Origin of the sequence: Pseudomonas sp. MH9.3 (genome assembly GCF_034354675.1) — a bacterium.
Classification (GTDB): domain Bacteria; phylum Pseudomonadota; class Gammaproteobacteria; order Pseudomonadales; family Pseudomonadaceae; genus Aquipseudomonas.
Genome location: NZ_CP133785.1, coordinates 314,128 through 328,780 on the forward strand (window position 1 = coordinate 314,128; position 14,653 = coordinate 328,780).

The following is a 14,653-nucleotide window of genomic DNA, read 5'->3' on the forward strand; positions in this document are numbered from 1 at the left end:
ATAGCAAACTTGTGCGCATTTGGAGCATGAGAGGGTTTTGCATGAATGTTGCTCATGTTGGCGAGCGTGCTGTGCCAGTAGCATTGCCCTCACTTCCTATTGCACGCGTTGAATCGGCGCAGAACGACGCTGTGGGCAGGCAATGACAATGCGCTGCCGAGCACCTGGCGCCACTTCGACAGCGCCTCGGTGACCAAAGGCCTATCGGCGAAGTGCCGCAGACGATGTGGCTGTTCGACTACCCGTTGTTGGAGCGCATCTATGACCAGTTGGCGGTGAATTTCGATGTGTTCGGCAACGTGACCTCTAGGGACAAACGGTCCAAGTCTCAAACCTCGATCATTCCCAGTTCATCGATCAACGCTTCGGTCAATGCATCAAGGTCGGCGAAGCGTCGATGGCTGACCGCGCCGAACGGCGCATGATTGACATATGCCTGGGAGCCGTCGGCGAGTACCGCAACTTCCACCGCTGCGTGCTGTGCGTTGATGTAAAGCAACAGAGCCTGGTTGGTGGGCGCCATGACGGTGGTGAAAGTGAACGGGCTGTGTAGGCGAAGGGCCAGTTCATGATCGTTTACGGTGCTGCGCAGGCAAACCTGCAAATCACATCTGTAAAGAAACCGTCCGGAGGGCGCGCGGTAATCGATCAACCTGCCAGGATCATGGGTCACCCGTGTCATCGGCTGGGTGGCAACACGTGTGGTCATTCGGATGCCGATTGCGTCGGTCAACTCGGCCAGCCCGGGAATGTCCTGCATGGTGTTGCAATGACCGACCCCGACGAGGGCTACCCAGCGATGCGGTCCAATGGATGATTGATCGAAATTGATTCTCTTGTAGGCAAAGAAGTTGAACATGGTCACGCGATCAAGGTACTCGGCGAGGGTCAGCGGGTGTGGCAGTTCGAGATCACCTGCTCTATAGAGGTAGCTGGCAGTGGTATCCAGCGCATGGATCGGAATGCCCTGGGCGTGTACCGCTTCGACCAATCGAACGTAGTCGAATGGCGATTGCCCGGCCGCTGGTTCGCCCATGCGCTCAATTCTGCTTCTCAGTAATTGAGGCAATTGATTGTTGGGTGAAGCGTTGTACAGCCTCAGTGCAGCCTGATGCATATCTGTATTGAACACCTCCATGTAGAACGCTGCGACCCCCGCGCGGCTCAGGCTGACTGCGTGTCTGGTCAAATACTGCCGTGTGAGCGGGAACGAATGGTGTTCACCGAAAATCAAGCCTCTACGTTGGCTGAACAACTGATTTAACAAATCATCGGTCGACAGACGCGGGGGCGGCAGGGCGATCGACCTTGAAGGCGCAACGAACGCCCGGTAATAACTTCTGGCATGGCGACGCAATCTTGCCTGAATGCCAAACACATGAAATATCGCTGCGCAATTATCGGTAACAGGGATCACCGGGGGCAGTTTTTCCAGGTTGAAAGACCCTGGCCTCGCCTGATTGACACTCGGTAGCGCGGCGAGGTCGGCGGGTGATAATTCATAGTCCCGATAAGTCGTTTGCAGCGCCGATCTTTCGACAGGAACCATGCCGCCAGGCAATCGGGGCTTCGGTTCGACCTGCCAATGCTTGAGGGAGGCATCCAGTGTCAGTGGATAGCGCAGGGTTTTTCCGGCTGCACCTTCGGGGTGGAGAAAGCGTTGCCCCTGAGCAATGTCGGTCAGGTAGTGCTTGCCGTTGACCCGCACATATTGCTGAACCGACGTCGCGCTCTGGTAGAGGTTGCCGCGGATTCGCTCAAGGGTCAGCGGGTCGACCGCCACGTCCAGCCCGGAAAGATCCGGCGTCGGTCGAAGCGCGGGGACGGCATCAAATTGGGGGGCCAGGAGTGGGCGGCTGCGGGCCCCGGTGATGGACCACAGCGCGCGCGCGGCAGACTTGGAGCGTCCCATCTGTTTGAGCAGCATGAGTGTCCGCGTGATATTGCGTACCGCATTGAAAGCGCTGGTGATGGGTAAAAAGCCGATCAGGTCGATTGCCAAATCGATGCCGAAGGTGACCTTGTTCCACAGCGATTCGCGTTCGACTTCAGCGTTGCTGGTCGACGCCACGTCGGCGTTGTGTCGCAGGGTCCAGACCTGCTGCTCGTACAGTGCATCGCAGACCGGTGCGTTGATCGTCTCGAAGTAAAGGTTATCGAACGGGTTGTAGATGCGGTTCTTGCGCTCCGTGACGCGTGCCTTGCCGGGTTCTGTCAAGTGTTGGAGGACGTAGTCGCGCCATTCGCTGGAGGTGTCCCACTGCAATTGGAGAAACTGCTGCATCGCGGCACTGTCGGTAAATTCCTGAATATCGTGCTCGGCGGGGCACGAGGGAGTGAAAAGGATCACGTTGGGCACGGAGCGGCGATTTTCCACGCTGATTATGAGGCTGTCATTGAGTGAGTAGCCGTTGGCCGTTGCCGGGGAGTTGGCGATAATCAGCGCGCTTGCCACGACCTTGTGCCCACTGACAGTGGTATAGGCGTTGAGCAAAAAGGTCTCGATAATCGCGTTGACCCATTTATAGCCCCTGTTCTCGCGGTCTTTCAGGAAGCTGCCGCTGATCAGCCTGGCGGTCAGTGCCTGGGTTTTCAGGCTGGCGAGATAAGCGCCGCTCCAGGCCTGGCGCAGGGGTTGGCCCTGATCGAGCAGGCGTAACTGCAACAACCGGTCGTAACCTGCGCCCACGTCGAGCTTTTTAATCAGCGATTTGAGGTAGGCGTCATCCAGGGTTATAGGCCTGCCGGACGTCGCCTTGCCCTCGGCTGACATCGAAGTGCGTTTACCGATGAGCAACTGGTACACGCTGACATCCCACGGCGTGTTGTTCTTCAGTGCCAGTTGGGTCAGTGTCAAGACCGCCGCACTGCTGGGCCGTGTGGCCGGGTCATCGGTCTGGGGCACGTGGTCCACGCCCGCGCCGCCCCCCATGCTGGCGGGGTTGAAGGAGGTGGTGATGTGGACCTGAACCTTATCCGGGACCGTGTCCCAGTCGGGATAATCGCGTTGCAATTGCTGCGTGAGTTGACTGCTGGCGAACGCGTGCAGAGTGGGGATCGCCGCGGTGCGAAATTGGCCGGCCAGGCGTTTATTGGCCTCCAGTTCGGCATGGGCTCGCTGTTTGAGCGCCTGTTTGTGTGTCTTGCTTGCCGCCTGATACCACGCTGGCAAGGCGGCTTCGAGGTAGCGCCGACTGCGCGCAACCATCAGTTCGCGCAGATCCAGGAAAGTGCCGAGATGCGCCAGGCGATTGAATTGTTCATACACCTGCTGACCATTCGAACCCTGTTGGCGTGCCTGCTGCCAAGCATATTCGATATCGGCTTTCTGCAATCTGAGCAGTTGCTCCACGCGATGTTGGAACAGATGCTCGTCGATGGCGGTGTAAACGAAGGCGGGGGCACTTTTCAGGTACCGGCGTGCGCGTGCCTGGTCTTGCCAACAGGCTAGGCTCAGCAGCTGTTCGCGGGCCGTACCCTGTGCCATCTGCATGCGCAGCGACTGGTCGAGGGCTTGCAGCGAGGCATGCGTCTCAATGCCCTGGTGAGGGGTGAACAGCACAACAGCGCCGATATCGGTGCTTGCCGAGACGTTGGCCGCCGGGGTTTTGCCGGCAATTACAAACACCTCCACCAGCGCGATATCGGGTTTGTTGGCGCGGCCCTTGAGCCTCACGGCGAAGGCTGCGGGGCGTTGGTCTGGCGGCAGGCCCGCGCGAGCCTGGCTGCAGGGCCGCTCGACGAGCTGGCCGATGAGGATTTTGCAGGCGGTGTCGAGCGTGCCGTCCTCCACGCGCAGCGCCGCTTCGGCCTGCAGGGTTTTGCCCAACTGGCTGGCAAGCCATTGACGCCGGGTTGTCGATTCGCCCGGTGCGAACGGGCCCCGCCAATACTCATCCAGTAACTGTTGAAAACACTGGTCCGGCTGGCGGATCAACGTGTCCAGAAAGGTTTCGAATGCCGGGGTGCCACCACTTGTGGCACTGACGCGGTGTCCAGGCTGGAGCTGATAGGTGGACGCGGCGTGGTAGCGGTAGCGCCGGTTGGGCGCGTTATGGTTTTCGCCGCCCCAGGGCGTGTCAGTGAATAGCGCAGACAATGGGCGAGCCGGTGTGTCCGTTGACACCAGGGTGTGCGTGCCAGGGCGGATGCACAGTTGGATATCTTCGTCATAACTCACAGCTTTCAGTGCAATAGGCAACGGCAATCCGGGGAATCCCGACTGGATTTTCGCCAGGAGTAGTGCGCTGAGGGATCTGGCGGCCTCGGGCTGTTGGTTCAGCAATTGCTCCAAGGCCCTTTGTTGTTCCAGCAACTGCTTGAGATAGATGGACTGGCTGGCTTCGATCCCAGCGGGGGACGGGTTCATCATGATCGCCTCTCAAAGGAGGCAAGTGTGGCGAGGCGCTCCCTCTGGGCGGCGGTGCCTATCTATCGCTTTGAAAGAAAGCCCGGCGTGGCGCACCAATCAATGCTTTTCCGACAAAAATACTAGGACTTTGTACCTGCGTATTATTTTGGCGTAAACTGCCGGCAAGCCTGTGAGGAGTTTCCATGACTGCCATAACCATTACCGACGCCGCCCACGATTATCTGGCTGACCTGCTGTCCAAGCAGAACACCCCGGGTATCGGCATCCGCGTCTTCATCACCCAGCCCGGCACCCAGTACGCCGAGACGTGCATTGCCTACTGCAAGCCTGGCGAAGAGAAACCTGAAGACACCGCGCTGGGGCTCAAAAGCTTCACCGCCTACATCGACGCCTTCAGCGAAGCCTTCCTGGACGATGCCGTGGTCGACTACGCCACTGACCGCATGGGCGGCCAGTTGACGATCAAGGCACCCAACGCGAAGGTGCCGAATGTCAACGCCGACAGCCCGGTCAACGAGCGTATCAACTACTACCTGCAAACCGAGATCAACCCGGGGCTGGCCAGCCACGGCGGTCAGGTCAGCCTGATCGACGTGGTAGATGACGGTATCGCCGTCCTCAAGTTCGGCGGCGGCTGCCAAGGTTGCGGCCAGGCAGACGTGACCCTGCGCGAAGGCATCGAGCGCACCTTGCTTGAGCGCATTCCGGAGCTCAAGGGCGTTCGCGATGTGACCGACCACACGCAGAAAGAAAACGCCTACTACTGAGTAAGGCGTTCACTGCGAACAAAAAACGGCGCCCGTGAGCGCCGTTTTTTTTGCCTTGAATTCAGAAGCTTGCACCCGCTATCCAACTAATCAGATCAAATGTGGGAGGGGACTTGCTCGCCTCCCACCGTTTTGCCCGCGTTCCTTCAAGGGCGGTAGAGGTGAGCATGACCCGCGCGATACAGCGATGAATCACCAAAGCTATCACTGGCCAGCACCCTGCCCACCACGATCAACGCCGTACGCCGAAAGCCCTTGGCCGCGACTTTTTCAGCAATATCACTGAGCGTGCCCACTGCCCAGTCCTGATCCGGCCACGTTGCCCGGTGCACCACGGCGATCGGGCAGTCGGCGCCATAGTGCGGCAGCAGTTGGGCAACGATCTTCTCCAGGTGATTGACCCCCAGATGAATCGCCATTGTGGTGCCATGGCGCGCCAGGCTGTCGAAGTCTTCGCCATCGGGCATGCGGGTTTTGTCGGCGTAGCGGGTCAGGATCACGCTCTGGGCGATATCCGGCAGGGTCAGTTCGGTTTCCAGCAGCGCGGCGCAGGCGGCTATCGCCGTGACGCCCGGGATGATCTGGAACGGAATGCCCAGCTCGCGCAAATGACGGATCTGTTCGCCAATCGCCCCGTACAGGCTCGGATCGCCGGAGTGCACGCGGGCCACATCCTGGCCGCTGGCGTGGGCGACCTTGATCAACGCGATGATCTGTTCCAGATGCAGTTCAGCGCTGTTGACCACCTGATGCGCCTGATGGCCCTCCAGTACCGCTGCCGGCACCAGCGAACCGGCGTAGATGATCACCGGACAGCTGCGGATCAGCCGCTGGCCTTTGACGGTGATCAATTCCGGGTCGCCGGGGCCTGCGCCGATAAAGTAAACGGTCATGGGAGTTCCTGTGGAAGGGGGCGAGCATGAAAAATGCTCATGATCGATCAGGGTGATTATCGAGGTTTCAGTCGGCGCAGGCCAACGCAAAGGTAGCCTTGGCGTTGTTTTTGCGGCGGATCAACAGGCGGGCAGGGGCGCCCGACAGCTGTTCTGCCAGGGCGAGTGCGGCACTTTCAGCAATACCATGGCAACCAGTGTGGGCAAAGGCGACGGCTGACTTGTGGCTCAGGCGGTCCTCATAAACCGCCAGTTGCGCAGCGCTGAAACACTGCAGTGGCAATTGCAGCCGCTGGGCCAGGGCGACCAGCCCCGGCTCATCCTGTTTGCGATCGATGCTGGCCAGCGCGGTGACACGCTGGCGCTCGATTCCCGCCTCGGCAAGGGCGCCGTCAAGCAGAGCCAGCAGGGTGTCAACATCACAACCGCGCTGACAACCCAGGCCCACCGCCAGAATCATGCCGAGTATTGACCGTCGCGGTTGCGTCGGAACAGCCAGGCGCTGATCAGGCCCAGGGCCAGCCAGAATGCGATGTTGGTCAATTGCGACGCAATCTTGAACTGCGCTTCGAGGGCCTCCGGGGCCAGCATTGCATGCACTTCGGGCTGCGGCGCGCCGATCACATGGGGCACCGCGAGGATCGCCACGCCGAGGACCTTAAGCAGCCAGTTGCGGCCAAACACAATCAGCGCAATACCGGCGGCCGTGGAGGCGGCGGTGCCGATCCACCAGGTTTGGCGCAGCGCCAGGTCGGCGGCGGCAGTGCCCGGCAATTCGGGCGGCAGGCCCAGGGTGGGCGCCAGCACAAAAGTCGCGTAACCGGCCAGGCCCCATAGCAAACCCTGGGCCGTGCGGGTTGGGGCGCGCAGGGTATAGAGACCCGCCAGCATCAGCGCGAAACCCACTGCCACCACCAAATTGCCGCCGGTGGTGGACAGCACGCGCTGCCAGCCATCCTCCGGCTCCCAGGCTTCGGCGTCGTGGCTATGGGCAGTGTGCTCATGCGCCACCTCGGTTGCAGCCGGCGCCTTCTCGAAGGTTTCGGCCTGCAGAATCAACGGGGCGACCCAGAAGCTTTGCAGCAGCGTCAGCAGCAGGGCGGCCAGCAGGCCGGTAAAGCCGGCGGTTTGCGCAATACGCTTGATCATGTCGGCAGGCCTCAGTGGCACGGGAACGCGGCGCTGTGGCGGGTATCGTGGGCCGCGTTGTGCACCGCTTCGATATGCGAGAACCCGGCAAAATACACCAGGCAGGCGCCGAGAACCGACGCGCCGATGGCGGCAGTGAGGCGTTGGCTCAGGGTGGCGGTGTGGCTGGCGGCGGGTGAGGTGCTGCTGATGATCGACATGGCGCGTCCCTATCAAGTGTCTGGGCGAAACGAGCGCATGAAAACCCCGCGAGCCGGGCACGCGAGGTTCGAACAGCGCCCGCCCACCGCGGGTTTGTTATCTGATTTTTCGGGCCGGTCTCCGGGCTTGCGAGGGACGCTGGGTCAAAAAGCATCACCTTCCCATGCCGGCTGGCACAGTGGATCTGACGCTTCACTCGCTTACCGTTGCGGGGGCAGCACCGGACTCGTCATACCCTGGCATTGCAGGCCATGACTCACCGGTTTCCCGTTTCACCCTGTGAAGGGCACCCGAAACAAGATGTACAGGAAAACACGAGCATGACCGGGGCGTCAATTGAAGCCGATTCTGATTAAGAATCGCGGCGTAAAAGGCGTAATGGCATTTTTACCAAGTAATATCTCCTATTATTTTGCGGGTCTGATGCACTTTTTTTCCGTGAGTGGATATCGGAAGGTAGGCGCGCTGAAGTTGATGTTATCCATTAAGTTGATAAGGCCTTTTTATGTCTGTTATATCGCGCGCCAGTTTAAATCCTCCGATTGTCAGTCAAGATATTATGAATTCGCACGTTGAAGCCGCCGGCCCGCACTACAAGGCACAGGATGCTCGCAACCCGCACTATCATGCGGTCTCCAGCAAGCCGTCCTGGTCCACCGGTCAAGCCGCCAGCCAAATAGATCGAAGGCAGCGCCGATGGCAGGACCGTAATAACGATAAAGTAGTGCGGGTGGGTTATACGTTTCGTGAAGTTGCACCAGAGGAAACTCGGTTTAATCAAACCCAGCAATCGCAGGCCCGTCTTTCAATGCGGTCCTGGGCAGATGTAGCGAATATCGAGTTCGAGGAAGACGCCGTTACGCCCGACGCCCTGTTACGTTTCGTCAATAGCGCGAGGCCAAGTGTCGCCGATGCCATGCGTTCCGGCAATTCTGGGCGAGTGCGCCTCAACTCCAGACACTCGTTCAATCACGCGCCCACCGTAAATGGCTTTGGACGCCAAACGCTGACCCACGAAATCGGCCATTGGCTGGGCGCTGCCCACCCCGGAAACTATGAAGCGTTAAAGGGCCCGATCAAGTACGGCACGCATGCCATTTTCGCCGAGGACAGCCGGGCCTACTCGGTCATGAGCTATTTCGAAGCGAGCGATACAGGTCATGATCACAAGGGCGAGTACGCCTCGGCACCGTTGATGACCGACATTGCCTGGGCCCAAAAGGTCTACGGCGCCAATTACACGACCCGTAACACGGATACCACCTACGGCTTCAATTCCAATACCCGGCGAGACGATCTTTCACTGGTGTCCCCGTGGGACGGCGCCGTCTTTTGCGTCTGGGACGGCGGTGGTAACGATACGCTGGATTTCTCTCGCTATTACCAGAACCAGGTGATCAACCTGAACGCTGAAACCTTCTCCAATGTTGGTGGGAAGACGGGGAATGTCTCCATCGCCAGGGACGTTACCGTGGAGAACGCCATCGGCGGTTCCGGCAATGATGTGTTGATCGGCAACGCCGCCGACAACCGGCTCAAAGGCGGTGGCGGTGTCGATCGTCTGTACGGCGGCGCAGGCCGCGATACCTTCGTGTACGACACCGCCACCGATTCGACGTTACGCAGCCCTGACGTGTTGACGGACTTCGTCACCGGTCAGGACAAAATCGATATTTCTGGATTGCTGCGCAAGCATGGCCTCCACGACCTCACCTTCGTCAACCGGCTTTCCGGCCGACCCGGGGAGGCGGGGCTGGGTTACAATCCGCAAAATAACGAGTCGTGGCTGGTGCTTGACCTGACAGGCAACGGCGAAATTGATTTCTACCTTGAAAGCCAGGGGCGCATAGCGCTCGCCGACATCGTGACGAATGTGCCCATCAAACATCGCTATGTGTAGATCGGCGTCCGGGTCCCGGGTTTCCGACATTGACCGCTTGCCATGCACTGCGTAGCCTTGCGCCTTCGAGGTTCTTCGGCCCAGGTCGAAGCTAAGAAGGGAACGCGGTTCAAGCCGCGGCTGCCCCCGCAACTGTGAAGGGTTCTGCTGACTGCCACGCCACTGCCGATCCGGCGGGAAGGCGCAGTCGGCGCCGGTCGCATGACCCGCAAGCCCCAAGCCAGGAGACCTGCCTCGCAACCGATTTTCCAATTCAACCGGGCGGGGTGATCCGGTGACGAAATCCGCTGCTGCGCGCCGTCGCAGGGCCTATCGTCCCGTATGCCCGCCCCAAAGGGCATCCGATGAAAACACTGGCCAAACTTCCCGTCACTATCGTCACCGGCTTCCTCGGCTCGGGCAAGACCACCCTGTTGCGCCATATGCTGGACAACGCCCAGGGCCGCCGCATCGCGGTGATCGTCAACGAGTTCGGCGAGCTGGGCATCGACGGTGAAATCCTCAAGCAGTGCTCCATCGGTTGCACCGAGGAAGAAGCCAACGGCCGCGTGTATGAACTGGCCAACGGCTGCCTGTGCTGCACCGTGCAGGAAGAGTTCTTCCCGGTGATGCGCGAACTGGTGGCCCGTCGCGGCGACCTTGACCATATCCTTATTGAAACCTCGGGCCTGGCCCTGCCAAAACCCTTGGTGCAGGCCTTCCAGTGGCCGGAAATCCGCAGCGCCTGCACCGTGGATGCGGTGATCACCGTGGTCGACAGCCCGGCCGTGGCCGCCGGCACCTTTGCCGCCTTCCCGGACCAGGTCGACGCCCAGCGCAAGCTCGACCCGAACCTGGACCACGAATCGCCGCTGCACGAACTGTTCGCCGACCAACTGGCCAGCGCAGACCTGGTGATCCTCAACAAGGCCGACCTGATCAGCCCCGAAGACCTGGCCCGCGTGCGTCTGGAAGTCGCCGAAGAGCTGCCGCCGGCGGTCAAGGTCATCGAAGCCAGCAGCGGCCGTGTGCCGTTGGACGTACTGATCGGCCTTGGCGCCGGCTCCGAAGAACACATCGACGCGCGCCACAGCCATCACGATGCGCACCACGAAGGTGAAGACGACCACGATCACGACGCCTTCGACTCCATCTCCATCGACCTGCCGCAAGCCGACGAAGCGCTGCTGCTCGATGCGCTCGCCCAACTGGTAGTGCAGCACGGCATCCTGCGTATCAAGGGTTTTGCCGCCATTCCCAACAAACCGATGCGCCTGTTGATCCAGGGCGTAGGCACCCGCTTTGACAAGCACTTCGACCGCGCCTGGGGTGCCGACGAAGCGCGCATCACGCGCCTGGTGCTGATCGGCCAGGAGCTGGACGCCGCTGGCCTCGAAGCGCAACTGCGCGCCGCGCTCAGCGTTTAAGCCATGCACCTGCTCAGGACCCAGCCCGGTGGTTTCGTCTCGGACGACAATATTGCCGACCTTGGACAGACCCCCGCTGAACTGGTGATTCTGTGCAGCGGTGACTCGAGCCTGGCGCTGCTGGCCGAAGCGGCCCGGCAGTTGCCCGACGACTATCCCAGCCTGCGCCTGGCCAACCCGATGCAGGTGCAGAACCATGCCTCGGTCGACCTCTACGTGGACCAGGTGCTGCGCCACGCCAAGGTGATCCTGATCTCGCTGCATGGCGGCATCGGCTATTGGCGCTATGGCGTCGAGCGTCTGGTGGCATTGGCCGAGCGCGGCGTGCAGCTGATTCTGGTGCCGGGGTGCGACCGCCCGGACCCGGAGCTGGGCAGCCTGAGCACCGTCGGGGTGCAGGAGCGCGACCGTCTGTGGCACTTCCTGCGCCAGGGCGGTTTGGGCAATGCGCTGAATTTCTATCGCTGTCTGGCCTCGGGCTATCTGGGCCGCGACTATGCGTGGGCCGAGCCGCAGACCCTGCCGCGGACTGCCATTTATCACCCGCATAACGCCAATGCCACACTGCAGGACTGGCAGGCGGCGTGGCGCGCTGATCTGCCGGTCGCAGCGGTACTGTTCTACCGCTCGCATTTGCAGGCGGCCAACACCGGTTTTATCGACGTGTTCTGTCAACGCTTGCAGGCGGCGGGCCTCAACCCGCTGCCGATGGCGGTGGCCAGCCTCAAAGAGCCCGGCTGCCTCACGGTGGTCGAGGACCTGCTCGACGAGGTACAGGCGGCGGTGATCCTCAACACCACCGGCTTTGCCCAGTCCAGCCCCGAAGCACCGCATCTGCGCCCGTTTCGCCGCAATATCCCGGTGATCCAGGCGATCTGCGCGCAAGACAACCAGCCCGGCTGGGAAGCCAGCGCACAGGGTCTCGGCCCGCGCGATCTGGCGATGCACATCGCCTTGCCGGAGCTGGACGGGCGCATCATCAGCCGGCCCATCAGCTTCAAGGACCTGGCCTGGCGCAGCGAGCGCAGCCAGTCGGACGTGGTGTGCTACCGCGCCGCGCCCGAGCGCATGGACTTCGTCGCCGAGCTGGCGCGACGCTGGGTCGAACTGGCGCGGGTGCCCAATGGCGACAAACGCATCGCGCTGATCCTCGCCAACTACCCGACCCGCGACGGCCGCATCGGCAACGGCGTGGGCCTGGATACTCCGGCCGCCGCGCTGAATATCCTGCGTGCCTTGCAGGCCGAAGGTTATCCGCTACCGGACGCGTTGCCGGAAAGCGGCACGGCGCTGATCCACGAGCTGCTCGGCGGCGTCACCAACGACCTCGACAGCCTCGACCTGCGGCCCTGCCACCAGAGCCTGGGCCTGGACGACTACGCGACGATGTTTGCGCGCCTGCCCGCCGCCAATCAACAGGCGGTGCTCGAGCGCTGGGGCGCGCCGCAGAATGATCCGATGTGCCGCGATGGCCGCCTGATGATCGCCGGGTTGCGCCTGGGCCTGACCTTCGTCGGCATCCAGCCGGCGCGGGGTTATCAGGTGGACGCCAGCGCCGTGTACCACGACCCCGACCTGGTGCCGCCCCATGGCTACCTGGCGTTCTACTTCTGGCTGCGCCACACCTACGGCGCTCACGGTGTGATTCACGTTGGCAAGCACGGCAACCTCGAATGGCTGCCGGGCAAGGGCGTGGGCCTGTCGGAGAACTGCTGGCCGGACGCATTGCTCGGGCCGTTGCCGAATATCTATCCGTTCATCGTCAACGATCCGGGGGAGGGCGCCCAGGCCAAGCGGCGTACTCAGGCGGTGATCATCGACCACCTGATGCCGCCGCTGACCCGCGCCGAAACCTACGGCCCGCTGCGCAACCTCGAGCTGCTGGCGGACGAATATTACGAAGCGCAGTTGCTCGACCCGCGGCGCGCGCTGGCGCTGCAAAAGGACATCCTCGCGCTGGTGCGCGAAACCCGGATCGACCAGGAGCTGGCGCTGGACAGCGACGCCGAGGCGTCCGTGTGGCTGCCGCGCCTTGACACCTACCTGTGCGATCTCAAGGAGTCGCAGATCCGCGACGGCCTGCATATCTTTGGTGAGTCGCCCCAAGGCCGCCTGCGCATCGACACGTTGCTGGCGTTGCTGCGCATTCCGCGTGACGACGGTCGCGGCGCGCAATCGAGTCTGCTGCGCGTGTTGGCCAAGGCATTCGCGCTGGGCTTCGACCCGCTGGACTGCGCGTTGGCCGAGCCATGGAGCGGCCCGCGCCCCGACGTATTGCAGCGCATCGATCCACAGCGTTGGCGCACCGCCGGTGACACCCGCGAACGTCTGGAACTGTACGCGGCGCGCTTGATCGAGCAGGCGCTCGAAGGCCCGCTGGAGCAGCTTGAGGCGCCGGGCTGGGAGGACGTGAAAGCGGTGATCGAGCATTTGCGCATCATCGTCGCGCCGCGCCTGGATGCCTGCGGCCCGGCGGAAATGCGCGGTTTGCTGGATGCCTTGAGTGGCCGCTTCGTCCCGGCGGGCCCCAGCGGCGCGCCGAGCCGTGGGCGCCTCGACGTGCTGCCCACCGGGCGTAACTTTTTCAGCGTGGACGTACGCAACCTGCCGACCACCACCGCCTGGCGCATCGGTTTCCAGTCGGCCAACCTGATCCTCGAGCGGCACTTGCAGGACCACGGCGACCACCTGCGCCAGCTCGGCCTGTCGGTGTGGGGCACCGCCACCATGCGCACCGGCGGCGATGACATCGCCCAGGCCATGGCACTGATGGGCGTGCGCCCGGTGTGGGCCACCGGCAGCCAGCGCGTGGACGACTTCGAGATCCTGCCGATCAGCCTGCTCGACCGCCCGCGCGTGGACGTGACGCTGCGTGTGTCCGGGTTTTTCCGCGACGCCTTCGCCAACCTGATCCGCCTGTTCGATGCGGCGGTGCAGGCGGTGGCGGCGCTCGATGAGCCGGACGACATGAACCCGCTGGCGGCCAAGGTGCGCAGTGAGCGCGAGGCTCTGCGCATGGCCGGCCTGGACGAAGACGCGGCGGCGAAACAGGCGGGCTGGCGCATCTTCGGCGCCAAACCGGGCGCCTACGGTGCCGGTGTGCAGGGCGCGATTGACGGGCGCCTGTGGCAGAGCCGCGAGGACCTGGCCGAGGTCTACCTTAATTGGGGCGGCTACGCCTACGGCGGTGCCGATGAAGGCACCGAGGCCCGCGAGCCTTTCGCGCGGCGCCTGAGCCAGGTGCAGGCGGTGGTGCAGAACCAGGACAATCGCGAGCACGACCTGCTCGATTCCAACGACTACTACCAGTTCCAGGGCGGCATGCTCGCCGCCGTGGAAACCCTCAGCGGCGACAAGGCCGCCAGCTACCATGGCGACCACAGCCAGCCGGACCTGCCGAAAATCCGCACGCTGAAGGAAGAACTCAACCGGGTGATTCGCTCCCGTGCGGCCAACCCCAAGTGGATCGACGGCGTGAAGCGCCATGGCTACAAAGGCGCGTTCGAGATGGCCGCCACCGTGGACAACCTGTTCGCCTTCGACGCCACCACCGAGCTGATCGACGATCACCAATACGCCTTGCTCGCCGACGCCTACCTGCTCGACCCGGACACCCGCGCCTTCGTGCAGCAGCACAACCCGGCGGCGTTGCGTGACATGACCGAACGCATGCTCGAAGCCCAGCAACGCGGCCAGTGGCAAGCGCCGGGCGCCTACCGTGAAGCGCTGGAAAACCTGTTGCTCGATATAGAAGAAGACAGCTGATGAGTGAGCGTACCAACACTGTGGCGAGCGGGCTTGCCCCGCGTTGGGGTGCGAAGCGCCCCCAATCGAGCAAAACGCGGTGTACCTGATACGGCTCAGCGCCTGGCTTTGGGGCTGCTGCGCAGCCCAACGCAGGACAAGCCTGCTCGCCACAGGGAGTCTGCGCTTAACTGAACGGCATTCGGGCTTGCCCCGCGTTG

Annotated in this window: 9 protein-coding genes, 1 pseudogene and 2 riboswitches; of the genes and pseudogenes, 5 read left to right on the forward strand and 5 right to left on the reverse strand. The window is 62.3% G+C overall.

What is annotated here, in order from left to right:
• Positions 1 to 123 precede the first annotated feature (123 nt).
• Positions 124 to 305 (forward strand): annotated as a pseudogene (locus tag RHM60_RS01365) (fatty acid cis/trans isomerase); the annotation flags it as partial.
• Positions 306 to 328: 23 nt separating this feature from the next.
• Here RHM60_RS01365 and RHM60_RS01370 read toward each other — a convergent pair.
• Positions 329 to 4,372 (reverse strand): membrane-targeted effector domain-containing toxin, encoded by a 4,044-nt coding sequence (locus RHM60_RS01370; RefSeq protein WP_322213350.1) that lies wholly within the window; start codon positions 4,370 to 4,372, stop codon positions 329 to 331.
• A gap of 182 nt (positions 4,373 to 4,554) precedes the next feature.
• Here RHM60_RS01370 and nfuA point away from each other — a divergent pair, with 182 nt between their 5' ends.
• Positions 4,555 to 5,139 carry a Fe-S biogenesis protein NfuA gene (gene nfuA, locus RHM60_RS01375; RefSeq protein ID WP_003190728.1) on the forward strand — a complete coding sequence of 195 codons (585 nt, stop codon included), beginning with the start codon at positions 4,555 to 4,557 and terminating at the stop codon, positions 5,137 to 5,139.
• Between the two features lie 146 nt (positions 5,140 to 5,285).
• Here nfuA and cobM read toward each other — a convergent pair whose 3' ends face one another.
• From cobM to RHM60_RS01395, 4 genes are all read right to left on the reverse strand, one after another.
• Positions 5,286 to 6,032: a precorrin-4 C(11)-methyltransferase gene (gene cobM, locus RHM60_RS01380; RefSeq protein ID WP_209981229.1), complete on the reverse strand. Its 747-nt coding sequence runs from the start codon at positions 6,030 to 6,032 to the stop codon at positions 5,286 to 5,288.
• Positions 6,033 to 6,099: 67 nt separating this feature from the next.
• The gene (locus tag RHM60_RS01385; RefSeq protein WP_322213355.1) at positions 6,100 to 6,492 is read right to left on the reverse strand and encodes a cobalamin biosynthesis protein; all 393 of its coding nucleotides are present in this window, start codon (positions 6,490 to 6,492) and stop codon (positions 6,100 to 6,102) included.
• Positions 6,489 to 7,181: a CbtA family protein gene (locus RHM60_RS01390; protein ID WP_322213356.1), complete on the reverse strand. Its 693-nt coding sequence runs from the start codon at positions 7,179 to 7,181 to the stop codon at positions 6,489 to 6,491. The genes RHM60_RS01385 and RHM60_RS01390 overlap by 4 nt, the downstream gene beginning before the upstream one ends.
• 11 nt (positions 7,182 to 7,192) lie before the next feature.
• The gene (locus tag RHM60_RS01395; RefSeq protein ID WP_209981235.1) at positions 7,193 to 7,381 is read right to left on the reverse strand and encodes a CbtB domain-containing protein; all 189 of its coding nucleotides are present in this window, start codon (positions 7,379 to 7,381) and stop codon (positions 7,193 to 7,195) included.
• Between the two features lie 94 nt (positions 7,382 to 7,475).
• A riboswitch (cobalamin riboswitch) is annotated at positions 7,476 to 7,691 on the reverse strand.
• A 250-nt stretch (positions 7,692 to 7,941) separates the two neighbouring features.
• Between RHM60_RS01395 and RHM60_RS01400 the strand changes: the two genes are divergently transcribed.
• From RHM60_RS01400 to cobN, 3 genes are all read left to right on the forward strand, one after another.
• Positions 7,942 to 9,282 carry a M10 family metallopeptidase C-terminal domain-containing protein gene (locus RHM60_RS01400; RefSeq protein WP_322213358.1) on the forward strand — a complete coding sequence of 447 codons (1,341 nt, stop codon included), beginning with the start codon at positions 7,942 to 7,944 and terminating at the stop codon, positions 9,280 to 9,282.
• Between the two features lie 51 nt (positions 9,283 to 9,333).
• Positions 9,334 to 9,534: riboswitch (cobalamin riboswitch) on the forward strand.
• 92 nt (positions 9,535 to 9,626) lie between these two features.
• Positions 9,627 to 10,688 carry a cobalamin biosynthesis protein CobW gene (cobW, locus tag RHM60_RS01405; protein ID WP_209981239.1) on the forward strand — a complete coding sequence of 354 codons (1,062 nt, stop codon included), beginning with the start codon at positions 9,627 to 9,629 and terminating at the stop codon, positions 10,686 to 10,688.
• A 3-nt stretch (positions 10,689 to 10,691) separates the two neighbouring features.
• The gene (cobN, locus tag RHM60_RS01410; RefSeq protein WP_322213359.1) at positions 10,692 to 14,453 is read left to right on the forward strand and encodes a cobaltochelatase subunit CobN; all 3,762 of its coding nucleotides are present in this window, start codon (positions 10,692 to 10,694) and stop codon (positions 14,451 to 14,453) included.
• The last annotated feature ends 200 nt before the right edge of the window (positions 14,454 to 14,653 follow it).

Coding starts and splice junctions, on each gene's coding strand:
- RHM60_RS01390 (WP_322213356.1), bottom strand. CDS start 7,181: ATGATCAAGCGTATTGCGCAAACCGCCGGCTTTACCGGCCTGCTGGCC.
- RHM60_RS01385 (WP_322213355.1), bottom strand. CDS start 6,492: ATGATTCTGGCGGTGGGCCTGGGTTGTCAGCGCGGTTGTGATGTTGAC.
- RHM60_RS01395 (WP_209981235.1), bottom strand. CDS start 7,381: ATGTCGATCATCAGCAGCACCTCACCCGCCGCCAGCCACACCGCCACC.
- RHM60_RS01400 (WP_322213358.1), top strand. CDS start 7,942: ATGAATTCGCACGTTGAAGCCGCCGGCCCGCACTACAAGGCACAGGAT.
- cobM (WP_209981229.1), bottom strand. CDS start 6,032: ATGACCGTTTACTTTATCGGCGCAGGCCCCGGCGACCCGGAATTGATC.
- nfuA (WP_003190728.1), top strand. CDS start 4,555: ATGACTGCCATAACCATTACCGACGCCGCCCACGATTATCTGGCTGAC.
- cobN (WP_322213359.1), top strand. CDS start 10,692: ATGCACCTGCTCAGGACCCAGCCCGGTGGTTTCGTCTCGGACGACAAT.
- RHM60_RS01370 (WP_322213350.1), bottom strand. CDS start 4,372: ATGATGAACCCGTCCCCCGCTGGGATCGAAGCCAGCCAGTCCATCTAT.
- cobW (WP_209981239.1), top strand. CDS start 9,627: ATGAAAACACTGGCCAAACTTCCCGTCACTATCGTCACCGGCTTCCTC.